This window comes from Plantactinospora sp. GCM10030261 (genome assembly GCF_042666615.1).
Taxonomy (GTDB): Bacteria; Actinomycetota; Actinomycetes; order Mycobacteriales; family Micromonosporaceae; genus KBS50.
Map to the genome: position 1 here is coordinate 168,581 of NZ_JBHTDD010000003.1, position 25,698 is coordinate 194,278.

The 25,698-nt window shown below is 70.6% G+C and carries 25 protein-coding genes, 1 tRNA gene and 2 pseudogenes; 12 read left to right on the forward strand and 16 right to left on the reverse strand.

Annotated elements, in window-relative coordinates:
- Nucleotides 1-51: 51 nt before the first annotated feature.
- Both ACFQUZ_RS05875 and ACFQUZ_RS05880 read right to left on the reverse strand, forming a co-directional pair.
- Nucleotides 52-2,394, reverse strand: coding sequence for a HelD family protein (locus ACFQUZ_RS05875; protein WP_377438551.1), 2,343 nt, complete (start codon nt 2,392-2,394; stop codon nt 52-54).
- Between the two features lie 262 nt (nt 2,395-2,656).
- A complete protein-coding gene (locus ACFQUZ_RS05880; protein ID WP_377438553.1) occupies nt 2,657-3,790 on the reverse strand; it encodes an outer membrane lipoprotein carrier protein LolA in 1,134 nt (377 codons plus the stop codon).
- Between the two features lie 95 nt (nt 3,791-3,885).
- Here ACFQUZ_RS05880 and ACFQUZ_RS05885 point away from each other — a divergent pair, with 95 nt between their 5' ends.
- Both ACFQUZ_RS05885 and ACFQUZ_RS05890 read left to right on the forward strand, forming a co-directional pair.
- Complete coding sequence (locus ACFQUZ_RS05885) at nt 3,886-4,542, forward strand: response regulator transcription factor (protein WP_377438556.1); 657 nt, start codon at nt 3,886-3,888, stop codon at nt 4,540-4,542.
- Nucleotides 4,543-4,577: 35 nt separating this feature from the next.
- A complete protein-coding gene (locus ACFQUZ_RS05890; protein ID WP_377438850.1) occupies nt 4,578-5,957 on the forward strand; it encodes a sensor histidine kinase in 1,380 nt (459 codons plus the stop codon).
- Here ACFQUZ_RS05890 and ACFQUZ_RS05895 read toward each other — a convergent pair whose 3' ends face one another.
- On the reverse strand, nt 5,958-7,787 hold the full coding sequence (locus ACFQUZ_RS05895; protein ID WP_377438559.1) for a tetratricopeptide repeat protein: 1,830 nt from the start codon (nt 7,785-7,787) through the stop codon (nt 5,958-5,960).
- A 109-nt stretch (nt 7,788-7,896) separates the two neighbouring features.
- On the opposite strand from ACFQUZ_RS05895, the gene ACFQUZ_RS05900 reads away from it, so the two are divergent.
- Both ACFQUZ_RS05900 and ACFQUZ_RS05905 read left to right on the forward strand, forming a co-directional pair.
- Nucleotides 7,897-8,418 (forward strand): VOC family protein, encoded by a 522-nt coding sequence (locus tag ACFQUZ_RS05900; protein ID WP_377438562.1) that lies wholly within the window; start codon nt 7,897-7,899, stop codon nt 8,416-8,418.
- A gap of 102 nt (nt 8,419-8,520) precedes the next feature.
- A complete protein-coding gene (locus ACFQUZ_RS05905) occupies nt 8,521-9,459 on the forward strand; it encodes a hypothetical protein (RefSeq protein ID WP_377438564.1) in 939 nt (312 codons plus the stop codon).
- Here the strand turns inward: ACFQUZ_RS05905 and ACFQUZ_RS05910 are convergent.
- The 3 genes from ACFQUZ_RS05910 to ACFQUZ_RS05920 form a co-directional block, all read right to left on the reverse strand.
- Nucleotides 9,428-9,919: a potassium channel family protein gene (locus tag ACFQUZ_RS05910; RefSeq protein WP_377438565.1), complete on the reverse strand. Its 492-nt coding sequence runs from the start codon at nt 9,917-9,919 to the stop codon at nt 9,428-9,430. The two genes, ACFQUZ_RS05905 and ACFQUZ_RS05910, sit on opposite strands and share 32 nt — an antisense overlap.
- Nucleotides 9,920-10,005: 86 nt before the next feature.
- Entirely contained in the window at nt 10,006-10,185 is a 180-nt protein-coding gene (locus ACFQUZ_RS05915; RefSeq protein ID WP_377438566.1) for a DUF4236 domain-containing protein, read from the reverse strand.
- Nucleotides 10,186-10,300: 115 nt separating this feature from the next.
- Nucleotides 10,301-11,161, reverse strand: a complete 861-nt coding sequence (locus ACFQUZ_RS05920) for a helix-turn-helix domain-containing protein (RefSeq protein ID WP_377438569.1) — start codon at nt 11,159-11,161, stop codon at nt 10,301-10,303.
- A 149-nt stretch (nt 11,162-11,310) separates the two neighbouring features.
- On the opposite strand from ACFQUZ_RS05920, the gene ACFQUZ_RS05925 reads away from it, so the two are divergent.
- A complete protein-coding gene (locus ACFQUZ_RS05925) occupies nt 11,311-12,087 on the forward strand; it encodes a glucose 1-dehydrogenase (protein WP_377438571.1) in 777 nt (258 codons plus the stop codon).
- A gap of 86 nt (nt 12,088-12,173) precedes the next feature.
- On the opposite strand, the gene ACFQUZ_RS05930 is transcribed toward ACFQUZ_RS05925, so the two are convergent.
- Entirely contained in the window at nt 12,174-12,605 is a 432-nt protein-coding gene (locus ACFQUZ_RS05930; RefSeq protein ID WP_377438573.1) for an SsgA family sporulation/cell division regulator, read from the reverse strand.
- Between the two features lie 273 nt (nt 12,606-12,878).
- Here ACFQUZ_RS05930 and ACFQUZ_RS05935 point away from each other — a divergent pair, with 273 nt between their 5' ends.
- The 3 genes from ACFQUZ_RS05935 (at nt 12,879) to ACFQUZ_RS05945 (ending at nt 13,913) form a co-directional block, all read left to right on the forward strand.
- Nucleotides 12,879-13,400 carry a TIGR02611 family protein gene (locus tag ACFQUZ_RS05935; RefSeq protein WP_377438575.1) on the forward strand — a complete coding sequence of 174 codons (522 nt, stop codon included), beginning with the start codon at nt 12,879-12,881 and terminating at the stop codon, nt 13,398-13,400.
- 122 nt (nt 13,401-13,522) lie between these two features.
- Nucleotides 13,523-13,597 (forward strand) — tRNA-Val (locus ACFQUZ_RS05940).
- 139 nt (nt 13,598-13,736) lie between these two features.
- Entirely contained in the window at nt 13,737-13,913 is a 177-nt protein-coding gene (locus tag ACFQUZ_RS05945; RefSeq protein ID WP_377438576.1) for a hypothetical protein, read from the forward strand.
- 282 nt (nt 13,914-14,195) lie between these two features.
- Here ACFQUZ_RS05945 and ACFQUZ_RS05950 read toward each other — a convergent pair.
- The 3 genes and pseudogenes from ACFQUZ_RS05950 to ACFQUZ_RS05960 form a co-directional block, all read right to left on the reverse strand.
- Nucleotides 14,196-14,720, reverse strand: a pseudogene (locus tag ACFQUZ_RS05950) (recombinase family protein); the annotation flags it as partial.
- Between the two features lie 77 nt (nt 14,721-14,797).
- Nucleotides 14,798-16,305, reverse strand: a pseudogene (locus ACFQUZ_RS05955) (ISL3 family transposase).
- A 217-nt stretch (nt 16,306-16,522) separates the two neighbouring features.
- On the reverse strand, nt 16,523-16,822 hold the full coding sequence (locus ACFQUZ_RS05960; RefSeq protein ID WP_377438854.1) for a hypothetical protein: 300 nt from the start codon (nt 16,820-16,822) through the stop codon (nt 16,523-16,525).
- Here ACFQUZ_RS05960 and ACFQUZ_RS05965 point away from each other — a divergent pair.
- The 3 genes from ACFQUZ_RS05965 to ACFQUZ_RS05975 all read left to right on the forward strand — a co-directional run bounded on the left by ACFQUZ_RS05965 (nt 16,762) and on the right by ACFQUZ_RS05975 (nt 19,143).
- Nucleotides 16,762-17,148 carry a poly(ADP-ribose) glycohydrolase domain-containing protein gene (locus tag ACFQUZ_RS05965; protein WP_377438579.1) on the forward strand — a complete coding sequence of 129 codons (387 nt, stop codon included), beginning with the start codon at nt 16,762-16,764 and terminating at the stop codon, nt 17,146-17,148. The genes ACFQUZ_RS05960 and ACFQUZ_RS05965 overlap by 61 nt on opposite strands.
- Nucleotides 17,149-17,203: 55 nt before the next feature.
- The gene (locus ACFQUZ_RS05970) at nt 17,204-17,986 is read left to right on the forward strand and encodes a class I SAM-dependent methyltransferase (protein ID WP_377438581.1); all 783 of its coding nucleotides are present in this window, start codon (nt 17,204-17,206) and stop codon (nt 17,984-17,986) included.
- A 266-nt stretch (nt 17,987-18,252) separates the two neighbouring features.
- On the forward strand, nt 18,253-19,143 hold the full coding sequence (locus ACFQUZ_RS05975; RefSeq protein ID WP_377438583.1) for a bile acid:sodium symporter family protein: 891 nt from the start codon (nt 18,253-18,255) through the stop codon (nt 19,141-19,143).
- A gap of 42 nt (nt 19,144-19,185) precedes the next feature.
- On the opposite strand, the gene ACFQUZ_RS05980 is transcribed toward ACFQUZ_RS05975, so the two are convergent.
- Nucleotides 19,186-19,605, reverse strand: a complete 420-nt coding sequence (locus ACFQUZ_RS05980) for a universal stress protein (RefSeq protein ID WP_377438586.1) — start codon at nt 19,603-19,605, stop codon at nt 19,186-19,188.
- A gap of 239 nt (nt 19,606-19,844) precedes the next feature.
- Here ACFQUZ_RS05980 and ACFQUZ_RS05985 point away from each other — a divergent pair, with 239 nt between their 5' ends.
- Entirely contained in the window at nt 19,845-21,200 is a 1,356-nt protein-coding gene (locus tag ACFQUZ_RS05985; RefSeq protein ID WP_377438588.1) for an APC family permease, read from the forward strand.
- 73 nt (nt 21,201-21,273) lie between these two features.
- On the opposite strand, the gene ACFQUZ_RS05990 is transcribed toward ACFQUZ_RS05985, so the two are convergent.
- The 5 genes from ACFQUZ_RS05990 to ACFQUZ_RS06010 form a co-directional block, all read right to left on the reverse strand.
- Nucleotides 21,274-22,068, reverse strand: a complete 795-nt coding sequence (locus ACFQUZ_RS05990) for an ABC transporter permease (RefSeq protein WP_377438591.1) — start codon at nt 22,066-22,068, stop codon at nt 21,274-21,276.
- Nucleotides 22,065-22,865, reverse strand: coding sequence for an ABC transporter permease (locus ACFQUZ_RS05995; protein WP_377438594.1), 801 nt, complete (start codon nt 22,863-22,865; stop codon nt 22,065-22,067). The genes ACFQUZ_RS05990 and ACFQUZ_RS05995 overlap by 4 nt, the downstream gene beginning before the upstream one ends.
- Complete coding sequence (locus ACFQUZ_RS06000) at nt 22,858-23,823, reverse strand: ATP-binding cassette domain-containing protein (RefSeq protein ID WP_377438597.1); 966 nt, start codon at nt 23,821-23,823, stop codon at nt 22,858-22,860. The genes ACFQUZ_RS05995 and ACFQUZ_RS06000 overlap by 8 nt, the downstream gene beginning before the upstream one ends.
- A gap of 162 nt (nt 23,824-23,985) precedes the next feature.
- Entirely contained in the window at nt 23,986-25,131 is a 1,146-nt protein-coding gene (locus tag ACFQUZ_RS06005; RefSeq protein WP_377438599.1) for an RNA polymerase sigma factor, read from the reverse strand.
- Nucleotides 25,132-25,167: 36 nt separating this feature from the next.
- Nucleotides 25,168-25,578 carry a YciI family protein gene (locus ACFQUZ_RS06010; protein WP_377438602.1) on the reverse strand — a complete coding sequence of 137 codons (411 nt, stop codon included), beginning with the start codon at nt 25,576-25,578 and terminating at the stop codon, nt 25,168-25,170.
- Between the last annotated feature and the right edge of the window lie 120 nt (nt 25,579-25,698).

The window sequence follows — 25,698 nt, forward strand, 5'->3', positions numbered from 1 at the left end:
TCACGACCATCTGCCCTAGATCGACGGGGAGGGGGCGCCGGGGGGAGGGGGCTAAGCGTGCTCCGGGTCGGTGAGCCGGAGGATGCCCAGTCGCTGGGTCGCGCGGGTGAGCGCGACGTACAGGTCGCTGAGCCCGCGCGCGGACTCGGCCACGATCCGGTCCGGGTCGACCACCAGCACCGAGTCGAACTCCAGGCCCTTGGCCTGCCCGACGCTGAGCACCACCACCCGGCGGTCCAGGTCCGGGTCCGCGCCCACCGCCACGTCCGGCACGGCCGCCGCCACCACGGCACCCAGCCGGTCCAGGCCGGAGGCGGGGACCAGCACCCCGAGCCGGCCGTCGCCCACCTCGGCGACCTCGGCCGCCACCTGCTCCACCAGCCGCGCCGAGAGGTCCGCGGCGTCGGGGACCAGCACCTCCCACGGGGGTACGCCGGTCTCCCGGACCGACCGGGGCGGTTCCAGCGTCGGGTCGATGTCGGCGAGGACCTTCGCCGCCAGCGCCATGATCTCGCTGGGGGTCCGGTAGCTGACGGTCAGCTCCGCCAGCCGCCACCGGTCGGCCACGTACGGCCCGAGGACGTCCCGCCAGGAGGCCGCGCCGGACAGCGCGCCGGTCTGGGCGACGTCACCGACCACGGTCATCGACCGGCTCGGGCAGCGGCGCATCAGCAGCCGCCACGCCATGGCCGAGAGTTCCTGCGCCTCGTCCACGATCACGTGTCCGAACGCCCACCGTCGGTCCCGGGCGGCCCGCTGGGCGGTGGTCAGCCGCTCCGCGTACTCATGCCGTTCGGCCAGCCGGTCGGCGTCCAGCAGGTCGGTGACCGTGAGGATCTCGCTCTCCGCCTCGTCCTCGAACTCGAACGACTCGGAGCCCTTGGCGATCTCCAGGGCTCCCTCGGCGTACTCGATCCTGCGCCGGCGCTCCCGCTCCTCGGCCGCTGCGCGGTCCCGGTCGTCCTCGCCGAGCAGTTCGGCCGCCTCGTCGAGCAGCGGCGCGTCGGCGGGCGTCCAGCCGTCCGGCTCGGCGCGCAGCAGCAGGCCGCGTTCGGCCTCGGTGAACCGTGACGCGGCGGAGGCGATCGCCTCCGCCGAACCGAACAGGTCGGCAAGCAGCCGCTGCGGGGTGAGCACCGGCCACAGGTGGTCCAGCGCCGCCCGTACGGCCGGATTGTCCCGCAGTTCGCGTCGCACCTCGGCGAGGTCGGCCTCGCTCAGCAACTGCGGATCGCCGGGTGCGTCGTCGCCGCCGAGCGGATCGTCGGCGTACGGGTCGAGGCCGATCCGGTCGGCGAGCTGGTCCGCCAGCGCGTGCACGATCTCGATGTCGAACAGCGGTCGGGCCTCGTTGTGCGGCTTGCCGGTGCGGCGGGCCCGGTCGCGGGCCGCCTCGACGGTCGCCCGGTCCAGCTCCAGCGTGATGTCCTCGTCGACCGGTATGGGCATCGGCTCGTCGGGCAACAGCTGCCGGTTCCGCACCGCGGCGGCCAGCACCTCCACCATGTCGGCCCGTCCCTTCACCTCAGCGGTCTCCGGCGACTCCGGGTGCTGCGCCCGGACCCCGGGGAAGAGGTCGCCGACGGTGCCGAGCAGCACGCCGGTCTCGGCCAGCGACGGCAGGACGTGCGCGATGTAGCGAAGGAACGTCGCGTTCGGACCGACGATCAGCACGCCGCGGCTGGCGAGCTGCTGCCGGTACGTGTAGAGCAGGTAGGCGGCGCGGTGCAGCGCCACGGCGGTCTTGCCGGTGCCGGGCCCGCCCTGGACCACAAGCACTCCGCTCAGGTCGGCGCGGATAACCCGGTCCTGTTCGGCCTGGATGGTCTGCACGATGTCGCCCATCCGCCCGGTCCGGCTGGCGTTGAGCGCGGCGAGCAGAGCCGCCTCCCCGGTCAGTTCCGACGGGCCGTCGGTGCGCGCCGCGTCGAGGTCGAGCACCTCGTCGTCGATGGCGGTGACCTCGCGCAGCCGGGTGCGGATGTGCCGGCGTCGGCGTACTCCGTCCGGCGCGGCGGCGGTGGCCAGGTAGAAGGGCCGGGCGGCGGGCGCCCGCCAGTCCATAAGCAACGGCTCGTGGTCACCGTCGGTGTCGAAGATGCCGATTCGGCCGATGTAGCGCGGCGGCCCGTCGACCACGTCGATCCGGCCGAAGCACAGGCCGTTCTCCACCGCGCCGAGCCGGTCGATCTGGTCGGCGTACATCGCCACCATGGCGTCGCGTTGGGACCGTTCCTGCTGGGTGCCGCCCGTGGCGCGGAGCGCCTGGTCGAGGCGTTGGCGGGACTGCTCGCGCAGGTCGTCCAGCCGGTCGTAGAGGGTCGAGACGTACGCCCGCTCCCGCGCCAGCTCGGTGGCGTGACGCTCGTCAATCTCGATAGACTGACTTGACAAACTGGCCCCCTATGTGTTCTTCTTTCGAGACCTAGCGGCGATATCACGCCGCTGTTTCTTGTGCCCGGAACGACGAAGGATAGCGCGTCAGCGCACCGTCTGCCACGGCACCACCACAACGGCTACCCGACCACGGCATTTGGCGTCGGCAGGGCAATCGGCGCGGACACGGAAGCTGGCCTGGACACGGCGGTGGCCCGGTCACGGCGGTGGCCCGGACCCGACGCGCGCGTCGGGTCCGGGCCACCGCCGTGACCGGGCGTTACTTCTCGGTACGGGCCACCTCGTACAGCCGTTCCGGGGTCACCAGCCCGGCCAGCAGCCGGCCGTCGTCGGTGAGCAGGACGCTGAACAGCTTGCCGGACAGCAGCCGGCCGCTGCCCCAGTCGCCGTCGACCTTCGGCACCCCCCCGAGCAGGCCCTCGAGCCGAGCGGCCTCATCGCCACCACCGGCGGGCGCGGGTCGCCCCGGTCCGGCCGGCCCGGCGCCATCGCGGGCCACCAACACGGTGGTCCACCCGGTGCCGACCGTCTTCATGCCCTCCGGCGGACCGGCCTTCTCACCCGGCCGGCCCGGCTGCGCGTCGTCGCCCGACGGCGCCTCCTTCGCCGGCTCAACGATCTTCGTGCCGGGCGGCGGGTTGAAGGTGAACTGCGCGGGGTCCGGCCGGCTGAAGTCCACCTGGGTGAAGGCCACCTCGAAGGCGGGCTCCGAGGCGCCCCGGGCGAAGATCTCGAAGCGCAGTGGGATGTGTTCCCGCGAGTCGATCGCGATCCGGACCTGCCCGACAAGCGACGCCGTGTCCCGGGGTCCGAGCACCAGCTCGTACGCGTCCCGGCCGGCGATGTGCGCGGACCGGCCGACGGTCACCTCGGTGGTCGGGTCCACCGCTGCCAACGCCTGCTCGGCGGCCTGCTGCGGGGTGAACGGCAGCTCGGTCGCCGGGGTCCGGCCGGCCGCCGCGCCCTCGGGCAGCACCCGGTGCACCGCCTCGTTGCGCTGGCTGGCCCACACCCAGACGTCCCGCCCGTTGTGGATCACGTCCGTCTCGCCGAGCGTGCCGAGCAACGCCACCCGCTGTTGCTCCGGCCCGGCGTACCAGACCCGCAGCGTGTGCGTCCCGGACGCCAGCGTGGCGAGATCGGCCTCGCCCTGACCGCCACCGAGGGGGAGCGCCGGCAGACCGAGATCCGCGCGCTGGACCACGGTGCCGGACAGGCCGTCCAGCTTCGCGGTCTGCAGATCCACCAGGAGCTGGGCGGCGCTGCGGGGCGGCAGGACCGGTTCGGCGTTCGCGGCGAACGTGCCGACCGCGGCGCCGCCGCCGAGCACCACGACCGTGGCGGCCGCCGGGACCAGCCAGCGCAGGGCCGGCCGGTTGCTGAACATGGACATGAGTCGCACCTCCTGCCGCCATCCTGCCCGGTGGGCGCTGTGACGGCGCTGAGAACTGCTGTGAGTTCCCTCAGCCAGGGTGGCACGCTTGTGTGGTGCGGTTGCTGGTGGTCGAGGACGAGGCACGCCTCGCCCGTGCGTTGCAGCGGGGCCTGCAGGCGGAGGGTTTCGCCGTAGATGTGGCCGGCGACGGGTCCACCGGAATGGACCTGGCCCGGTACGGCGGCTATGACGCGGTGATCCTCGACGTGATGCTGCCCGGACTCTCCGGTTACCAGGTGGTTCGCCGGCTGCGCGCCGGACAGTGCTGGGTGCCGGTGCTCATGCTCTCGGCCAAGGACGGCGAGTACGACCAGGCCGACGGCCTGGACTGCGGCGCCGACGACTACCTCACCAAACCCTTCTCGTACGTGGTGCTGCTGGCCCGGTTGCGCGCCCTGCTGCGCCGGGGAGCGCCCAGACGCCCGACGGTGCTGGTCGCCGGTGACCTCAGTCTCGACCCGGCCGGCCGGCAGGTGACCCGGGGCGGTGCGGCGGTGGACCTGACCGCCCGCGAGTACGCCGTCCTGGAGTACCTGATCCGCCGCGCCGGCCAGGTGGTCTCCAAGACCGAACTGCTCGACCACGTCTGGGACGACAGCGTGGACACCGCCCCGAACGCGGTGGAGGTCTACATCGGCTACCTGCGTCGCAAGATCGGCCGGGACCGGCTGCAGACCATCCGTGGTGCCGGCTACCGGCTCGTGGGATGAGACCGCGGCGGGCGCTGGGGCTACGCGCCCGGTTGCTGGCGATCGGCGTGACCGGGCTGAGCGTCGGGCTGGCCGCCGGTGGCGTGCTGCTGGTCGTCGTCCTCGGCTTCGCCCTGCAACGCACCGCCGACACCGAGGCGTTCAAGACCGCCGACGCGGTGGCCCGGCTCGCCAACCATGGAGCGCTGCCGGATCCGCTGCCGGTCGCCGGCGGCGAGGTACGCGTCCAGGTCATCGACGATCAGGGACGGGTCCGGGCCGCTTCGATCGACGCGGATCGGTTGGTGCCCATGCTCTATCCCGGCGAACTGGCCCGGATCGGGGACCGGGACCGGCTCTTCGTTCCAGGGGAGCGGTACGGCATGCGCGGACCGGTCCGCGTGGTGGCGGTGGCCGCCGGGCCGGTCGGAGACCCACGGACCGTGCTGGTGGCCAAGTCGATGGCGGACGTGGCGCAGAGCGTCCGGCTGCTGCGCAACACCCTGCTGGTCGCGTTCCCGTTGCTTGTCGGACTCCTCACGGTGGTCGCCTGGCGGGTGGTCGGCGCGACGCTGCGGCCGGTGGAGGCGTTGCGGGCCAGCGCCGAGGAGATCACCGGCAGCGGCCGGGCCGGGCAGCTGCCGGTGCCGGCGGCGCGCGACGAGATCCACCGGCTCGCCGTGACCCTCAACGGCATGCTGGACCGGCTCGAGTCGGCCCGGGTCCGGCAGCGGGCGTTCGTCGCCGACGCGGCACACGAGCTGCGCAGCCCGCTGGCGAACATGCGTACCCAGCTCGAGGTGGCGCAGCGGCTGGGTGACCGGACCGACTGGGCCGGGGTGAGCGACGACCTGCTGGCCGACACCGTCCGGCTCGGCCGGCTGGTCGACGACCTGCTGCTGCTGGCCCGCAGCGACGAACCCGGCAGGCTGTCCCGCCCCCCGCGTCCGGTGGACCTCGCCGACCTGGTCGCCGAGGTGACGCGGCGGTACCCGACACCGCCGGTGCGGTTCGAACCGTCCGAGCCGGCGTGGACCACCGGTGACCCCGACGAGTTGCGGCGCGTCGTGGCCAACCTCCTCGACAACGCGGTACGGCACGCGAACGCCGAGGTGACGGTCACGGTGCGCCCCGCCGGGGCGTACCAGATGGTGGTGGTGACCGACGACGGGCTCGGCATCCCGGCCGCGGACCGGGACCGGGTCTTCGGCCGGTTCACCCGGCTCGACGACGCCCGGGCGCGTGACGCTGGCGGGGCCGGTCTGGGGCTGGCGATCGTGGCCGAACTGGTCCGCCGGCACGGCGGGACGGTGACCCTGTCCGACGCGCGTGCCGGCGCCGCTGTGCCCGGCGTACGGGTCGAGGTCCGGCTGCCGGCGGTTGATCCGCCGGTGGCGGACCTACCGGCTACTGGTCCGCCGTCCGACGTCCGTTAGTCACCGGGCCGGGCTGGGTTTACGGTCCGTGCACACCGGCTTCGTGGTGCCGACGACGTCGGCCGAGTAGACCACCCCGACCGTGAAGCAGTAGTCCAGGTTCTTGTTGAGCCCGTACACGGTGAAGGCGTTGCTGCCGGCGGGCAGGTCCTGGAATGCCTGTGGCTGCTGCCCCCGCCGGCCACCCGCGATGACCACCGGCCCTTCCACCCCGGGCGGATAGGTCCAGGTCAGAGTGACGCTGTCGGAGTTGTCCCGGAGCTTGACCGGGCCTGGCGGGGTGCCCGGCGAGGCGGGGGCGGCGCTCGTCGCGGCGACCGTCGGGGCGGGGGAGGCGGGCGGGGCGGCCGAGTCGCCGGTCGGCGCCGCGGTGGGCACGCCGGTGCTGCCGGTGGGCGAGCCACCACCCGTCAGGTTGAAGCCGGCGATCACCGCCGCCGTGCCGAGCAGCACCACCAGGACCCCGATGATCACGATGGGCACCGTCCGGCTGGTCCGCCGGGGCGGCGGATGGTAGACGGGGACCGGCAACCGGCTGCCCTGCCGCAGTTCCGGCAGGTTACGGACGGGGTAGACGCCTTCGGCCTCGGACTCGTCGTCCGGCTGCGCGGGGCGGTACCAGGGCGGCGGGCCGTACGCCGGGTCGGATCGCGCCGGGCCGTACGCCGGGTCGGATCGGGCCGGGTCGGATCGCGGCGCGGTGTCTGGTGCGCGGTACCGCCCGTCGTCCGGCCCGGTGCCGTACCGGGTGACGTACGGGCGGGTGACGTCCGGATCCTCGGAGGCCGGCCCGTCCGGCGGATGAACGGCCGGCGCGGTGGTGGGGGTGTCCGGCTCGGAGCGGACGCCCTCCTCGGGCGGCCACCAACGCTCGGCCGGTTCGACAGGATCCTCCCGTAACGACGGATACGGATCGTCTTGATATGGATCATTCTGATAGGCGTCGTCCGGCGCGGGCTCGGTCGCCATCGGATGCCGCGGCGCGGCCCAGTACGCGTCATCCCGGTCCGCCGGTTCGGCCCGCTCGGGCACCGACGGTTCCCGCGGCGTCGGGAGGTCGGTCGGGGCCGGGTGGTGGGTCGGGGTCGGATGGTCGGCCGGTGTCGGGTGGTCGGTGGCGGCCGACGACGCCGCGGAACATACGTGATCCGGGTCCACCGCCGCCCGGGCCAGCGCGTCGACCTGGCGGGCCAGCGGATCCTCCGGGGGCAGATGCTGCCGGCACAGCTCCCCGGCCAGCGCGAAATGCTGGTGGGCGACGACGTAACGGCCACAGTCGCGCTCCATGCCAGCCAGCCGGGCGAGCATCTTGATCCCGCTCGGATGGCCATCGCCGTACACCTCCCGGTGCAGTTCCCACGCGTCGGTCAACCGGGTCCGGGCCACGTCGCACTCGCCCAGCGCGTACTCGACGGTGGCCAGGTCGGCGTGCGCCGCCAATACCCGCAGCGACTCCGGACCCTCGATGGCGGTCAGCTCGATGACCACGTCCCGGTAGAGCCGGGCCGCCCGATCGTGGCTGCCCACCCGGTGCAGCACGGCCGCCAGCGTCGCGGCGGCGCCCACCGTTCGCGGATCGGTCGACCCGTACAGCCGGGTGGCCGCCGAGTAGGCGAAGGTCGCCCAGCCGCGCGCGGCGTGCGGATCGCCGAGCGCGACAAGCACCCGCGCCTGCAGGCCGGCGACCTCGGTCAGATCCGGGGAGGCGTGCGCCGGGCTGGGATCCGCGGTGCTGAGGGCCTCGTCCAGCAGGTCCTGGGCACCGGCGAGGTCGCCCTGCGCCACGAGGCCCTGGGCAGCGCTGGTTACGTCGCGGAGTCCGGGAGTCACGCGCCTCATCGTGCTTGCCCGGCCACGGTCGGTACAAGGCCCGGAGGTCAACAATTCGATCGCGACCGCTCCAGCAGCCGACCGGCGTGCCGCGGGCTACCGTCGGAAGATGGGTATCCATCGACTCAACCACGCCGTGCTGTACGTCGCCGACCTGCGCCGATCCGTCGCGTTCTACACCGACGTGCTGGGTTTCGAGTCGGTGGACATGACACCCGAGGGATTCACCGGGGCGGCGTTCCTCCGGGCACCCGCCTCGACGAACGACCACGACCTGGGTCTGTTCGAGGTTGGTGCCGCCGCCGGCCCGTCCGCCGCCGGGCGCGGCACGGTCGGCCTCTATCACCTCGCCTGGGAGGTGGACACGCTGGACGAGCTGGCCGCGGTGGCGGACCGGCTGGTCGCCGCCGGTGCCCTCGCCGGCACCTCCGACCACGGGACCACGAAGAGCCTGTACGGCGCCGACCCGGACGGCTTGGAGTTCGAGGTGGTCTGGCTGGTGCCGAAGGATCAGCTGGACGACGCCGCGCTGGCCGCCCGGCGCCGCATCGGCCGGCTGGATCTGGCCGCCGAGCGGCACCGGTACGGCGGACAGACCCGGGGTGGAGTCGGCATCTCCATCCCCGGCTGAGGTTTCCGCCTCGGCCGGTTTCCGCCCTCGGCCGGTTTCCGCCCTCGGCCGGTTTCCGCCCTCGGCCCGGAGGACCCGCCGCCGGACTGGTAGAACCGACTCATGTCCGGTGCCCGTACCGCCGCCCTGCGCCGCGAACTCCTCGTCCGCTACCTCGACGTGTGGCTGCCCCGGGCATTGAACCGGTCCCGCCGGCTCACCGTGGCGCTCGGCTACGCGGGGGTGGACCGGGACGTCGCGGACGCGTCCCTGGCGGCGCTTGCCGAGTTCGCCGACCGGTTCGCCGGACGCCGGGTCACGGTGGTCGTGCTGGCCCCCGATCCGGGACTGGCCGAGCGGCTGGCGACCGCGCAACGGCGCCTCGGGCTGCCGGCCGACGTCGCCGTGCACCCCATCGCCGCCGGACCGGACGTCCTGCCGGCGGCGCTGCGGGCGGCCGGCGCCGCGGGAGCGCCGCTGCTGGCGTACCTCGACCTGACCGACGCCCCGGTGTCGCTCGACCCGCTGCTGGCGGCGGTCGCCGCCGGCCGACCGGCGGAGGCGCTGCTGGTGCTGGGCGGCGCGGCGGCGGACGCCGCACCCACCGCGGCGGCCGGGCGCGCCGGCTTCACCCTGTGCACCGAGGTGGAGTTGGTGCCCGACGACGCGACCGCCGCCGAACGGCTGGTGTTCGCCACCTCGCACGGACGCAACCTGGACGCCTTCAAGGACGAGCTGTGGGCGCTGGACGAGTACGCGGGGGTGCGCTACCGCGACCCGCGCGATCCCGAGGGGCACCTGCTCGACATCACCCTCAACCCGCACCCGGGACCGTTGCGCCGGGAACTGCTCGCCCGGCTCGACGAGGGTCCGGCCACCGTCACCGAGCTGCGGCAGTTCGCCGCGAGCCAGACGGTGTACCGGGCCGCCGACGTCACCCGGGTGCTCGGTGCCTTGCTCGCGGCCGGGTCGGTCAGCCGTGCGCCGGAGGGCGGCCGGCTCGGCGGCGACGTGGTCATCTCCCGCGAGGTCACTTCCCCCGGTGGGCGGAGGCCCGCCTGAACACCACCGAGATACCGGTGGCGATCACCCCCACGCTGAACACCATCTGCACGATCACCACCCCGCGGGCGAGCTGACCCACGGCGGACACGTCGCCGTAGCCGATCGTGGTCACCGTGGCGAGGGCGAAGTAGAGCGCGTCCAGCCGCGTCCGCAGCCCGACGAACTGGCTCGGATCGCTCACCACCAGCACGTAGTCGGCGAGCGCGAACGTCATGAGGCCGGCGACCAGGGTCACCGCCAGGCTGAGCAACGAGGCGTCGGTCTCCGGCCCGGAGCGCACCTGCCGCCGTACCTGGCGGGTGGTCAGCACGGCCACCGCGAACACCAGGAGCGCGGTGATGACGGCGCGCAGCACCGTCCGGGTGAGCGAGACGTCCGGCTCGACGGGTACGACGAAGTAGGCGCCCACGATGAGCAGGCAGGCCAGCGCCGCGTGCCGGCGTCGGTTGTGTGCCATGCCCCGATTCTGTGGCCCGGACCGACGGAAGGACCCCTTGTTCACGCATCGCGGGCGTGCCCAAGGGGTCCTTCCTCGCTGCGCGGTCAGGAGCGCGACTTGTCCTGCTTCCAGGACAGCGGGCCGGGCAGGTCGACGCGGTGCGCGCGGGCCCGCGAGTTCCACGACCAGCGGCCGATCCTGATGCTCCAGGAGGAGAAACCGTTCTCGGTGAAGTTCAGGACCAGCGGGCCGTACTTCTTGCGCTTGCGGAACATCAGACCCATCGCTGTGCTCCTTTCGATGATGAGCGACCGGGGTGGCCCAGATGTGCCCCGAGCGTCTGTTTGCCAAACCCGCCCCGGACTCGTCCCCCATGCGCGAATTGCGGCGGGTCTCCGGTTACGGCCGTCGCGTTCCGGACGAGGACGGGTCGCTCGGGCCCCGGCGTCCCGGTTGTGCGGCCCGGAAGCCACCCGGCGTCCAACCCACCTCGCGCTGGAAGAAGCGACCGAAGTTGGTCGGCTCGGGAAAGCCCAGCCGGCGGCCGACGTCGGCGACCGGCTCGTCGGTGGCGGCGAGCAGCCGCATCGCCTGCAGCGTGACCCTGTCGTCGATCACCTGCTTGGCACTGCGACCGGTGGCCGCCAGGCAGGCCCGGGTCAGGGTACGGACCGAGCAGCGCAACCGGTCGGCGTAGTCCTCCACCCGCCGAGTCGTCGCGTACGACCGTTCCAGTTCATCCCGCAGCCGCCGGTAGGTGTCACAGTCGGCGGACTCGCCGGTGGCCGGCAGCAGGGCGAGCCGGAGCAGGAGCACGGTGAGCTGGTGCCGCAGCAGGTCACCGGCGAGTCGGCCGGGGCCGTGCCGACGGCAGTCCACGACCAGCTGACTGATCTCGCTGATCACCGCGTCCTCGTCCTCGCCGGCGAGCTGCCAGTGCCCGCCGGTGTCGGGTGGGCCGGCGGCGACCCGGTCGTCCCAGCACAGCACCACGGCGTCGAGGCCCGGCTGTCCGCCGCACCGGACGACCTGCCCGGGACGGGCCCACACCAGTGTGCCGGGGCGGCACTGGCGGGCGCTGAAGTCGACCTCGTGGGTGCCGTGCCCGACGGTGACCAGGATCAGTTGGTGCTCGGTGAGCAGCTGCGGTCGACCGAACCCGGGACCGTCGCGGAGATCCCGCAGCGTGGTACTGCCGATCCCCGCCCAGCCGGGCACCGGTTGGCCGCTGCCATCACCGCCGTGACCAGGACCGATCATCGGCCCGACGGTAGCCGCCGGGCGCCGCCGACGCACCTCGGGGTCGCCTGCCGGGTTGTCGGGACGGTGCGGGGCCGACTAGGTTACCCGAAAGTAGCTACCTTCGGTGCCGCGTGGCGGTGACCGACCTCAGCTCCCGAAGGGGTGTCATGCCGGGTCTGTTCGCGGTCGAGGGCAAGACCGTCCTGGTCACCGGGGGATCCCGGGGGATCGGCCTGATGATCGCCGAGGGCTTCGTCCGGGCTGGCGCCCGGGTGATCATCTCCTCCCGGAAGGCGGACGTCTGCGCCGAGGTGGCCGAACGGCTCTCCGCGTTCGGCACCTGCGAGGCGATCCCGGCTGACCTGGCCAGCACGGAGCAGGCGGACCGGCTGGCCCAGGCGGTACGGGAGCGGGCCCCCGCCCTCGACGTGCTTGTCAACAACGCCGGGGCGACCTGGGGCGCACCGCTGGAGGCGTACCCGGAAAGTGCGTTCGACAAGCTGTGGGCGGTAAACGTCAAGGCGGTGTTCCGGCTCACCACGGCGCTGCTGCCGGCGCTGCGGGCGGCGGCCAGCGCGGAGGACCCGGCGCGGGTGATCAACATCGGCTCCATCGACGGCATCCGGGTGCCGTGGATGGAGGTGTACGCGTATTCGGCCACCAAGGCCGCGGTGCACATGCTGACCCGCAGCCTGGCCCACCAACTCGCGCCGGAGCGGATCACCGTCAACGCGATCGCCCCGGGACCGTTCGAGAGCAAGATGATGGCGTTCGCGCTGGACGACCCCTCGACCCGGGCGACCATCGAGCACCAGGTCCCGCTGGGGCGGATCGGCCGGCCGGACGACATGGCCGGTACGGCGATCTTCCTGGCATCGAGGGCCGGCGCCTACCTGACCGGGGCCGTCATTCCGGTCGACGGCGGCGTCACCACCCACGGTTGACCGTCCGATCGTGCGGCGGCGCCGCGCGGATTCGGCAGGTCCACGCGGCGCCGGTGGTCCGTACGTCCGTCCGGCCGGCGGGCCGGTCAGCGTCCGGCCAGCAACCTCGTGACGGCGGTGTCGACGTCGAGATGGTCGCCCTCCCGCCCGCGCGGCACCACCACGTATGTGCGGCGGAGGAACCGGACGAGGACGCTGCGCGGCACCTCGAACAGCGCGTTGCCGTCCGGTGAGGAGAGGGCCAGCGCGACGAAGTCGCCGCGCGGGGTGGCCCAGGGCCAGACCCGGACGTCGCCGATGCCGGCTGGCTCGTCCAGACCGGTGACCAGCAGTTCTCGGGCGAAGGACCAGCTTACCGCCTCGCCTCCGGCCGATTCGGCGTGAAATAGGACATGAACCGCATACGGATCAGCTGGGTCGTAGCGTAGACTTGCCCGCACAGGGAGTGCGGTGGCGTCTGGCGCGACCAAGCGCAACGACGTCTCCACCTCGACAGTTGTCGGTCGGATGACACTCATGGACGTTCTCCCCCCGGCACCGCTGCGGAACGCGCGTGTTCCGCTTTTCCATACTCAGGTGCTAGTCGTAGCTACGCTCCGCCATACGCTGATCTCACCCAGTGGTGGGAAGGAGCTCGGAAACGCCGCTTGAATGGAGGAATTCAGGTAGAGTATCCGGTTCTGCCCACGTTGCCGGTCCCATCCGGCAGCAGATGGGTCAGACGTCGACTCACTCCGGTAACGTCCAGTCGTCCCGTCGAGTGACGGTGGCGGCGGACACTGGGGGTGTAAATGGCCACGAATCCATCCTCATTGGATGAATCCAATGCGGTTTCCCCGCCCCAGGCGGGGGCTCCGGATGGATGGACGGAGCGGGGGAGCGAGGTGCCCGAGAACACGCGCCCGGCGGGACGGACCGCCCGCGCCTGGCTCCGGCTGCACACCACCCTCGACCTGATCCGGGCCAACCCCACCGGCCGGATCGCCCTCAAGATCGTGATTGGCCTGCTCGGTGCGCTCGTCGTCGCGCTGGGCGCGGCCCTGATCCCGCTGCCCGGTCCCGGCTGGCTGATCGTGATCGCCGGCCTCGCCATCTGGGCGATCGAGTTCCACTGGGCACGACGGCTGCTGGCCTTCACCCGACGCAACGTCCGAGCCTGGACCACCTGGGTGGGCCGACGATCCTGGCCGATCAGGGTGCTGCTCGGCACCGTGGGGCTCGTCTTCGTCGGCGTCGTGGTCTGGCTGTCGCTGAAGGTCGGCCTGGGTATCGACGTGTTCGCCATGGCCCGGGACGTGATCGAACCGTACTGACCACTTCCGCTGGACCCGGCACCTCCGTCGGTCGTGGTGCTTTCGTGCGGTCCCGACGCTCCCGCCGCGCCGACCCGGATGTGCGTCGGAGGGACCCGATCGGGTACAGTCATCCGCGCTGAGGGCGATTAGCTCAGCGGGAGAGCGCTTCGTTCACACCGAAGAGGTCACTGGTTCGATCCCAGTATCGCCCACCATAGGTAGCAGTGCGCGAACCGCGTCAGCGGCTTGCGTTTGATCAAGGGCCGGGCCGTTGAGGTCTGGCCCTTGTCCGTCTCTGAGGACGGGAACTCTGAAGATCGGTGTGAGGCTGTCGTCGGAGTTGATCACGATCTCGTGGACGAGAGCTTCGAAGAGGGCTTTTCTGGCGATGTGGTTGCCGCGGTCGAGGACGTCGCGGATGCGTGCGTGGATTTTGGACAGGTCGGCAAGGGTTGGTGCGGCGGGTGGCTGATCCAGGTCGAGTTCGAGCTGTGCCTTGAGGGCGCGAAGGGCTCGTGTCTGGTCGCGTAGGTTGGTCAGTCGGGCTTTGACGTTGTCGTCTTCGTCGAGAGTGCCCTTCTCGAAGGCTGTCAGGTAGCGGTCGACAGCGGCGCCGTTGGCTTTGAGTTGTTCGTTGACCGTGGCGAGTTCGCCCTGGTGGGCGCTGGTCGACTGGGTGTGGCGGGTCTGGAACTCGGCGATGGCTTGGCTGATGACGGGGTAGCCGGTGGAGTAGAAGTCGAGGACGGCTTGACGCATGGCCTGTTCGAGTTCGTCGGCGTTGAAGCGGTGGTTGTCGCAGCCGGCGTCGGTGCCGTAGCGGGCGCGGCTCCAGCACATGTAGTAGCGGTAGCGGTTGTTGCGGCCGTGTGCGGCGGTGCCGATGTAGCGTCGCCCACATTGTGGACAGCGGATCTTGCCGGTGAGTTCGTAGTCGGAGGAGTTGGCGGCACGCTGACCGATGTCGGTGCTGCGCTTGGCGAGGATGCGTTGGGCGAGGTCGAACTGTTCGGTGGTGATGATGGCGGCGTGGGCGTGGGCGTCGGCGACGGCGAGGTCGCGAAAGCGTTTCTCGCCGAGATAGACCCGGTTGGTGATGATTAGCTCGATGGTGTGGGGGGACCAGGACTTACCCATGCGGGTCCGTAGGCCTCGGTCGTTGAGCATGGTGGCGATCGACTTCGTGCCCAGGCGGTCTCTGGTGTGGCTGTCGAAGATGAGCCGAACGGTGGCGGCCTCGACGTCGTTGACTACGAGCCTGTGGGTCTTCTTGTCGATCAGATAACCCAGCGGTCGGGCACCGCCGTTCCACAGGCCCTTCTCGGCCTTCTTCTCCATGCCGGGGGAGTGTGGATCTAACGGCTCTGTCTCACATTCGGCTCTGTCTCACATTCGGTGGTGACGGAGGGTGCTGGTTAGCCGAGCAGGATGCGGTGTCGCAGGAGGGCGAAGCCCGCGCGTCCGTACATTTGTCGCTTGATCAGTTTGGTTTTGGTGTTGACGCCTTCGGTGCCGCCGTTGTGGAAGGGGTGGGTCAGGGCGGCGTTGACGGCGTCGCGGTCGAGGCCGAGACCGCGGGTGAAGGTGTGCAGGTGGGGCAGGTCGATGGTTTGACCTCGGTGATCCACGAGTCGAGGCGGTCGTCGTTGCCGCCTGCGGGAGTGAGTAGCGCGGCGAAGGAGCCGATGAATCCGGTCAGGGCGGTCATCTGTGGGCAGGCGGCGGTGAGGGCGTCGACGAGCTTTCGCTGGTGTTCCTTGAGTTGGTCGGGGGCGGTCAGGAGATAGCGGGTCAGGCGCCTGGGTGACAGAGCCGGGCGGTCGGCTTCGACGCGGCCTTGGGTGATGTAGCGGTAGAGCAGGTTGAGGGTGCCGGTGTAGCCCAGTTCTCTGATCTCGGCGAGGAGTTGGGTGGCGCCGATGGCGGGGTCTTGTTGGCGGCGGCTGCGTAGGTGGTCGCGGTAGGGGTCGACGAGGGTGGGCCGGTACTGGGGTGCGCGAACCAGGCGTTGCGGTTCACTGATCCGCGCATAGCGTTTGACGGTGTTGAGGCCGAGGTTGAGCCGGCGGGCGCATTCCAGCAGCCCGACGCCCTTGTCGATCAGGTCGTGGATTTGCTGCCACCGTTGCCGGGTGGTCACGGCCCGCTTGCCGTCCTGCGGTGGCGGGCCTGCTTTGGCCCAGCATGAGCTGTGCGCGGTGACCTCCTTGCGCACAGCCTCGGTGAGGTTGTGCCACAGGTGCCAGCGGTCCGCGGCGTGTAACGCGCCGGGTAGGGCGCGGCGGACCGCTTCCGCGTAGGCGCCGGAGGAGTCCCGACACACCACCTCAACACCGGGATGCTCGCGCAGCCACGTTTCCAGCGTTGCGGCCTTGCGGTCGGGCAGCACGTCGACGCGTTCACGGTTGACCGCGTCGATCAGGACGGTGGCGTAGCGCTGGCGTCGGCGCAACGCGAAGTCGTCGACACCGAGCACGCGGGGCACCGGCCGTTCGGGCAGCGGTATGCGCAGCAGCGCCCGCAGGGCGGTGTGCCGCGACATGACGACCATCGCCAGGGCTGACGACAGGCGGGCGCCTCCGCGACCGGCCAGCTGGCGCACCACTGCGGCGACCTGGGAGATCAGCCGGGATGTGCGACGTTGGTAACGCTCCAGAACTCCCGGAAGCTGTTCCCGGAACGTCTGATGGCAGCCACGCGTCGGGCATGCCAGACGACGCACGCGCACCCGAAGCACCACTGGCCGGGCATCGACTGGCACGTCCGCGAGAGTCCGCTGGTGATACCCGTGCACCCGGCCCGTCACGGCCGCGCAGCCTGGACAGGCCACCGGCCCTTCAGGAGTCCGAGCCCGCACCAGGATCCGTTCGCCCTCGTCCGTCACGTCCTCGATCACCAGCGGGGACAGGCCTGAGAACACCATCTTCGTAAGATCATCGATCTTGCTCACATGATCTCAAGCGACATCGACTACCTTCGGTCACCACCGAATGTGAGACAGAGCCGTTAGCGAGACAGCCCCCATCCCGGCCTCACGCTGGAGGCCGACTTCGGCTGCTCCCCGTGCACGCGGGGGTGATCCCGTGATGGTCATGCGGGTCTCCCTCGGGTTGGACTGCTCCCCGCGCACGCGGGGGTGCCTAGTCCGAGTGCTGGTGCGGTACGTCGGACGATTCCTGGAGCTTCCTGACGCCGTCGAGCAGTTCGTCCCAAAGGCCCTCCGCAGCCTTGCGAACCTGCGGGTTGAGGTTGCGGTGTACGACCCACTTCGCATCGCCCAAGCCCATGCCGGTCGCGTCGGCAACGGCCTTGATTGCTGAGATCGGGGAATCGGTACGCCGAAGCAGTTCCTGGGCTAGCTGATCCGCGTCGGCACCGGATGCCAGCATCGCCCGCGCTATCTCTGTCAGGAGTCGAATCCGCTCCATCCTGTCGGTCACGCAGTGAGCGTATCGCCAAGCCATCTCGGGGGTCGCATAGCTTCTTGTCACCGGCGACCGCCATTGCGCCGTCGAACAGGCGAGACCGTCAATCTAGGCCCGTGAGCTGCTGGAACGTGGTTCGGATTCTGCCACGTATCGCCCACCACGAATATGTGCAGCTCGTGAGCCCGTTACCGGCCTGGGCCTGGTGCGGCGGGTCTGGTGCTCGCGTCGGTGCCGAACCCGGGTGGCGGTTCCTGGGCGGGGCGGAGGCGCAGGAGGAAGGTATCGCCCGCTTGTCGGCGCTGTACCCAGGTCTACTTGCCGTGCCGGAGTGCCCGTGACCGGGCGGTCGGGTCGCGCGAAATACCGAGCATTGACAGCGCGGATCGTGTCAGGATGCTCGGCATGTCTGGTCGCGCCCTGAGTTTCGGAGTCGTAGCGGAAGCGTACGAACGGTTTCGGCCGGGGTATCCGGCGGAGCTTTTCGACATGGTGGTCACATACGCGGGTCAGCCGCCTCGGACTGCCCTCGAGATCGGCGCTGGGACAGGAAAAGCAACCCGCCTGTTCGCTCAACGGGGGGTCATGGTCACCGCGACCGAGCCTGACGGGGCCATGCTCGCCGAACTGCGTAAGCATGTGCCGGCAAACGTCAAGACCGTGCAGGCCGCGTTCGAGGACCTGCGACCGGGCGAGAGCTACGGGCTGGTTTATGCGGCAGCGGCGCTACATTGGACGAACGCGGAGGGTCGGTGGTCGCGCATGGCCGCGCTGCTGGAGCCGGATGGCGTGTTCGCCTCGTTCGGTGGGCCGGTCCAGCTCGCTGACTCGGCTGTAGAGGAAGCTGTTCGCGCGGCCCAGGCACCGTTCTTGGACAGCGATGGGGTTCCGTCTCCAGACGGGACGCCTGCGGAACAAGACATGCAGTGGCCGGGTACGGAGCTCCAACGGTCCGAGTGGTTCGCCGATGTTCAGCAGTCCGTGGTCGAGCGGCGCTTGACGATGAGCGCTCGCGACTACGTCGACCATCTGTCGACCATCTCGGCTTATCTCGAACTGCCGGCCTCGGAGCAGGAACAGGTATTTAGCCGGATCACGCAGGTCTTGCCGGAGACGGTCGAGATTGCCGCCGACATTACCGTCCATCTCGCGCGCCGGCGCTGCGCCCGTTCGGTCTGAGCCGTGCCGCCGAACAGGTGGGGCCGGCCGGCCTGGAGCATCACGGTGCGCGATGCCGGGAGGCCGGCGACCAGGCCAGGTGTGTGAAGCCGAGTTCGGCGCAGGCCGGCATCATTCCCGGCGTGTTGCCGCCGCGGCAGGTCGCCGGGGTCCCCGACGGGGCTCGCCGCAGCATCGAATGCTGAACCTGGTGGATAACGAGAGGGGCTCGTGCCGACCGTACGGACGATTGTGAGAAGGTTTCTGGTTCGTGACGATGTCGTGCCATGGACTCAGCGCTGACCCTGATCGGACTGCCCGTCGCGCTCGGCATCATCATGCTCGGCCTGGGTCTCGGACTCACCGTCGCCGACTTTCGCCGGGTGGCCCGGCACCCCCGGGCGGCCGTCATCGCGCTGGCCTGCCAGGTGCTGCTGCTGCCGGCCCTGTGCTTCGGCCTGGTCCTCGGGTTCGATCTGCCGCCGGAACTGGCAGTCGGCATGATGCTGCTGGCCGCGTCGCCGGGCGGCACCACCGCCAACCTCTACAGCCACCTGTTCGGCGGGCACGTGGCGCTGAACATCACGCTGACCGCCATCAACTCGGTGCTCGCCGTGTTCACCCTGCCGATCGTGGTGAACCTGTCGGCGGGCTACTTCCTGGCTGACGGGCGGAGCATCGGCCTCCAGTTCGACAAGGTGCTGCAGGTGTTCGCCATCGTTCTCGTGCCGGTCGCGATCGGCATGCTGGTACGCGCCCGGGTGCCCCGTGTCGCCGAACGCCTGGACCGCCCCATCCGTGCCCTGTCGGTCGTGGTGCTCGTCGCGGTGATCGCCGGCGCCGTGCTCGGCGAACGGGAGAACATCGCCGACTACTTCGTCTCGGTCGGCCTGGTCGTGCTGGCGTTCAACATCCTGAGCCTCGCGATCGGCTACGGGGTGCCGCGGCTGGCCGGGGTCGACCGGCGCGCGGCGACGGCGTCCGGTTTCGAGATCGGCATCCACAACAGCACCCTCGCCATCACGATCGCGCTCAGCCCGGCGCTGCTCGACAACACCCGTATGGCCGTTCCGGCGGCCGTCTACGGCATCGTCATGTTCTTCACCGCGGCGGCCTTCGGCTTCCTGGTGACCCACCGGGGCGCCGGCGCGGCGGAGCCGGTCAGCCGCGAGGTGTAGGCCAACCGAGGGAACGGGCGGGATGCCGATCTCCCCGTGGCGTCAGCGAGAGCGGTCCGGGTGGGTGATCACCAGTACGGGCCGAGGTGACTTTTCGATAAGCGCCAACGGCAGGCTGCCGAGCAGACGTTCGGCTACCGCGGGTCGGGTGCTGGACCCCACCACGATCAGATCGGCATGCTGTTGGTCGGCGAAGCCGAGGATCTGTTGCAGGGGCCGGCCGGACAGCACCGTCTGGCTCGCCTCGATCCCGACGGCGGCCAATCGCTGAACCGCCGCCGAAGCGGCCCGTTGAGCCCGTTCGACGAACACGCTGCGCGGCGCCGCAGTCAGGCGCTCAAGCTCCACCTCGTCGACGGCGACCACGGCGACCGACCCGCCGCTCTGCCGGACCAGATCCGCGACGGCGTCGACGACCCACGGCTGGTCGGCCTCGGGGTTGGCGCCTAGCACGATGTGCATGTCGTCCTCCGTTGCGTACGGCAGTGGGTCCACATCTGTCGATGGCGAGTGCGTTGATGCTGCACCGTGCTGTCCGTCCGAACAAGGCTGATGTCGTACCGCGCCTGAGCGGCGGATGGAATACGGTGTGCTCAGAACATCGATGATGTTTACCACGCTTCGCGCCGAGTCAACCATCTCGGAGGCGAACGTCGAGGGGAGCGACTGTGGCGTACGCAGGGGCACCTGAGAAACCCGCCGTGGGTGGTGAGCCGGCTCTCAAACGGGTGATCGGCCCCGGCCTGCTCCTGCTGTTCGTGGTCGGAGACATTCTCGGCACCGGTGTGTACGCGCTCACTGGCAAGGTCGCCGCCGAAGTCGGCGGAGCGGTGTGGCTGCCGTTCCTGGTGGCGTTCCTCGTGGCGATGCTTACCGCCTTCAGCTACCTGGAACTGGTGACGAAGTATCCGCGGGCCGCGGGTGCGGCGCTGTACACGCACAAGGCCTTCGGTATTCACTTCCTGACGTTCATGATCACCTTCGCGGTGATGTCCTCGGGCCTCACCTCGGCGTCCAGCGCGTCGAAGGCGTTCGCCAGCAACTTCGCCGAGGCCTTCGACCTGTCGATCGGCGAGGGCCTCGGGCTCGGCGCGGTGGCCGTCGCCTTCATGACGCTCATCGCCCTGATCAACTTCCGGGGCGTGTCCGAGAGCGTCAAGTTGAACGTGCTCCTGACCTGCGTTGAGCTGACCGGTCTGCTCATCATCATCTTCATCGGGGCCTGGGCGCTGGGCGGCGGTGACGGCGACATGTCCCGTCTGCTGGAGTTCGAGGCACCGCCGGGTGAGCATGCGTTCTTCTCGGTCACCGCGGCCACCGCGCTGGCGTTCTTCGCGATGGTCGGCTTCGAGGACTCCGTGAACATGGCCGAGGAGACCAAGGAGCCGTCCCGAATCTTTCCGAAGGTCATGCTGGCCGGGCTCTGCATCACGGGTCTGATCTACGTCCTGGTGGCGATCTCATCGGTCGCTCTGGTCTCCCCGCAGGACCTCAGTGAGGGCGACGCGCCGCTGCTGAAGGTTGTGGCAGCCGGAGCGCCGGCATTCCCCGTCACCATCTTCGCCTTCATCACCATGTTCGCCGTGGCGAACTCCGCCCTGATCAACATGCTGATGGCCAGCCGGTTGCTCTACGGCATGGCCCACGAGGGCGTGCTGCCACGAATGCTCGGACGGGTCCATCCCACCAGGCGTACGCCCTGGGTCGGCATCGTCTTCACCACCCTGATCGCCTTCGGATTGATCGGGTTCGCCGACCTGACCGCGCTGGGCGGCACGACGTCGCTGCTCCTGCTCAGCGTCTTCACCGTCGTGAACGTCGCTGTCCTGGTGCTGCGTCGCGACCCGGTGCAACACGCCCACTTCCGGGCCCCCACCGCCATCCCCGTGATCGGTGCCATCGCCTGCGCGTACCTGGCCAGCCCGTTGTCCGGCCGGGCGAGCGACGACTACCGGGTGGCCGCCGTGCTGCTCGTCATCGGGGTGGTCCTCTGGGCCGCCACCTATGTCACCAACCGGTTCATCCTGCGGCAGGCCCCCACTTCCGGATCACCGTGATCTAACCACCCCGCGAACGACCAGCAGGTCCCGCGTTCCGCGGAGAGAGCCGGGCGACTCCACTCGCCGTCCGTTACCCGCTGGCACCCGTGTACGCGCGCAGCGAGCGGTGCCAGAAGACGCTCGCCAGCGCGACGGCGGCCACCGCCACCGCGGGGGCTACCAGCAACAGGTACGGGTCGAGCCGGCCGAGCAGCGCCTCGGCGGGGAATGTGGTGAGGAACGCGACGGGCACGATCGTCAAGATGCTCTGTACGGGATCGCGGTACAGCTGCACGGGGAAGCGGGCCAGCTCGACGAAGGAGAAGGACACCTGGCCGAGTTCGTCGGCGGCCATCAGGGTCACCGCGAGCGCCATCAGCACCAGCGTCAGGCCGTATAGCAGCAGCACGGCGGCGAGCAGCAGCAACAGGAACGACGCCAGCGCGGCCGGCGTGACCGCGTGTCCCGACAGACGGAGCCCGATGCCCGCCAGCGTCAGCCCGAGTGGCGCGTCGAGCACGTTGCTGACGTTCAGGTGGCGCAGGCTCACCAGCAGTTGCGCGTCGAACGGCTTGGTGAGCAGGAAGTCGAGGGTGCCCCGGCGCACGTACTCGTTCATTCGTTCGAGGTTGGGCTGTAACAGCAGCTGCCGCAGGCCGTTGAGGGTGAAGAACAGGCCGATGACGACGAGCACCTCGGCCTGGGTCCAGCCGGCCACGTCGTCATCGAAGCGGAAGTAGACGGACGCACCGGCCGTCGCCCACGCCATCCAGAAGACGCTCAGTGCCACGTTGGACGCGAAGTTGAGCCGGTACTCCAGCTCACTGGCCACCGCCGCCCGCCAGCAGATGCCGAGGACACGGACGCCGCGAAGGGCCTGGTTCATCCGGCCACCGCCTGGTAGCGACGCACCCCACGCCGCCAGGTCAGCCGGTAGAGCACGCCGAACAGGGCCAACCAGGCGAGTCCCACGGCGAACCCGTAACCGGTCTGTTCCGCGTCGAGGCGACCCATCAACAGCTCGACGGGGAAACCCACGGTGGTGCGGAACGGCAGCCCGAGAGCGACCGCGCGGAGCCAGTCCGGCATCAGCGGCAGCGGCGCCACCCAGCCGGAGGCGAACGAGCCCAGCCCCCACCACAGCATCCACACGTTCGTCGTCTGGGTGCTCCAGAACCCGATAAGCGCGAAGGTGGACGCCATGAGCAGGCTGACCAGATAGGCCAGCACCACGGCGGCGCCGACCGTGACGGCCCGGACCGGGTCCAGGTCGTAGTCCAGGCCCGGTACCACGAACGCGGCGAGCGCCAGCGAGGGCAGCAGCGCCACCAGGAACACCGCGCGGTGCCCCAGGTCTCCGGCCGTGTACTGATGGAACGGGTGGATCGGCCGCAGCAGCCGGACCGACAGGTCGCCGCTGCGCATGTCGCCGTCCCACTCCCACACCACGTGCTGCCCGGACAGGTTCCACAGCACGATCGCCGCCGCGTAGTACGACAGGAAATCACCGGCCGTCCAACCGGCCGGTGGCCCGTTCTCGGCGACCACGGTCAGCCAGACCCCCATGAGCAACAGCGGGAAGAAACCACCGACGACCGACAACAGCAGCCTGGTCCGGTAGGTAAGCGCCGTCTGGACGGCGCCGCGCACCATGCCGGGGTACGCGGCGAGCACGTCACGCATGGGCGAAGACCTGGCGGATGATGTCCTCCACCGGCGGCTCCTCGATCGCCACGTCGTCCACCGGCAGCGCGGTCAGCAGCCGGGCCGCGAGCGTCGTGGTCTCGGCGCGCGGGACGCGCAACGTGACCACCGCCCCGTCGACGGACAGGACGTCGACACCGGCCCAACTGTCCGCCGGTACCGGGGTGCGCAGCGTGACCCGGACGATGCGGTGCGGTGAGTGCGCCTCGATGAGTGCCGCGAGGTCGCCGTCGAAGCGCAGCGTGCCACCGTCGATGACCAGCACGCGCCGCGCCAGCGCCGTCACGTCACCCATGTAGTGGCTGGTCAGCAGCACCGTGGCGCCGTGCCGGGAGGCGTAGTCGCGGACGAACGTCCGCACCGCCGCCTGTCCGTTGACGTCCAGGCCGAGGGTCGGCTCGTCGAGGAACAGCACGTCCGGGCGGTGCAGCAGGGCCGCGGCCAGCTCGCAGCGCATCCGTTCACCGAGGCTGAGCACCCGTACCTGCTTGGTCAGCAGCGGCTCGATGTCCAGCAGCGCGACCAGTTCGTCGAGCGCCGCCCGGTACGGAGTGGCGGCGATGCCGTAGAGCGACCGGTTGACCTCGAAGGCGTCGGCCGCCGGCAGATCCCAGAACAGCGAGTTGCGCTGCCCCATGACAAGCGATATGCGGCGCAGGAAGGCCGGCTCCCGCCGTTGCGGCGAATGCCCGATGACCTGGACGGTGCCGGCCGTGGGATGCAGCAGACCGGTCAGGCACTTGAGCGTCGTGGTCTTGCCGGCGCCGTTGGGGCCCAGGAAGCCGACCACCTCACCGCCCTGGATGGTGAAACTGACCCCGTCCACCGCTCGGACGACGACGTGCTCGCGGCGCACCATGGACCGCAGTGCGGCGCCGAGACCCGGGTCGCGCCGGTGCACCCGGAAGTGCTTCGCCAGATCCCGCACCTCGATCATGTCGCCACGCTAGCCGCGCCATCGTTACCGTGCGACCGGGATATTCGCGGGATCCAGCAGACGGACTCCCATGTCGAATCCGAAACCACACCCACCCTTCGATAGGTTGCTGACGCACCGGACGCGGTCCCTGGCCCCCCGCTCGCGTGGTGATGCGGTCGCTCATTCACGTAGCCGGGCGTTGAGCCGCGCGGCCCGAAGCAGGAGGTGGTCACGTTCGCGGAGACTCGTCGCAGCCCAGGCGGCGTCGACGTACAGTCGTGCCGCGGTTACCGGGTCACCGACCCGCTCGCGCAGGTACGCCGCCGCGGCGGCGTGGCGGGGCAGGGCGGGGTCGAGTTCGGCCAGGGCCGCCAGACCGGCCCGCGGCCCATCGGACTCGCCTACCGCGACGGCCCGGTTGAGTCGGGCCACCGGGTTGTCGGTCAGGCGCACCAGCTCGTCGTACCATTCCACGATCTGTACCCAGTCGGTCTCCTCGGCCGTGCGGGCGTCCGCGTGCAGCGCGGCGATGGCCGCCTGCGCCTGGAACTCGCCGAGCCGATCGCGGGCGAGGGCCGCCTGCAGTACGTCGACGCCCTCGGCGATCATGCGGGTGTTCCACCGGCCCCGATCCTGCTCGGCGAGCGGCACCAGGCTGCCGTCCGAACGGGTGCGCGCCGGGCGGCGCGCGTGGTGCAGCAGCATCAGCGCGAGCAGGCCCGCCGCCTCCTCGTGCTTGGTCATCACGGCCAGTTGGCGGGTGAGTCGGATCGCCTCGGCGGCGAGGTCGATATCGCCCGAATAGCCCTCGTTGAAGACCAGGTAGAGCACCCGCAACACCGTGGCGAGGTCTCCGGCCTGGTTGAACCGGACGCCGGAGACGGCCCGCTTGGCCCGGCTGATCCGCTGCGCCATCGTCGACTCCGGCACCAGATAGGCCCGCGCGATCTGGCGGGTGGTCAGACCGCCGACCGCGCGTAACGTGAGCGCGACCGCGGACGCCGGGGTCAGGGACGGATGCGCGCACAGGAAGTACAGCCGCAACGTGTCGTCCACCGACGCGCCCGGCTCGGGGGTGGGCCTGGCGCGCGCGAGCACCTCGCGCTGCCGCCGGGAGGAATCGGCGCGCGCGGTGTCGAGAAACTTGCGCCACGCCACGGTGATCAGCCAGCCCCGCGGATCGCGCGGTTGGTCCCGCGGCCACCCGCGTACCGCTTCGACCAGGGCGTCCTGCACGGCGTCCTCGGCCGCCGCGAAGTCCGCTCCGCGACGTACGAGGACGGCGATCACCGTGGGGGTGAGGGCCCGCAGCAGGGACTCATCCACGGGTCGACACGCTGTCGAGGATCCCGGCCAGCATCGTCACTCCGTGATGGTCGGGGGAACGGTCAGGAACGGGCGCACCTCGAGCCACTCGTGGATGGGCTTGCCGCCCGCTCCCGGCGCCGCGGACAATTCGCCCGCCAACTCCAGCGCGCGCGGGTAGCTGTCGACATCGATCACCATCCACCCGGCGATGAGGTCCTTGGTCTCCGCGAACGGGCCGTCGGTGACTGGCGGCCGGCCCTCGCCGTCGTACCGGACGAAGGTGCCATCCGGGGACAGCGCCTGAGCGTCGACGAACTCGCCGGTGGCCGTCAGCCGCGCGGCGAAATCCTCCATGTACCGCATGTGGGCGGACAGCTCCTCCGGCGTCCACTGCTCCATCGGCACGTCGTTGACCGCCGCCGTCGGCCCGCCACGGTAGTGCTTGAGCAGCAAGTACTTGGCCATCTCGGTTCTCCTTGATCCGGTGCGGCCCATTCTGGCCGTCGGCACCCCTGGGACGCCGCCGCGAGCGGGATCTCGACATCCCGCCGCGGGATGTCTCGCCCGTACCAGACATCAGCGGGC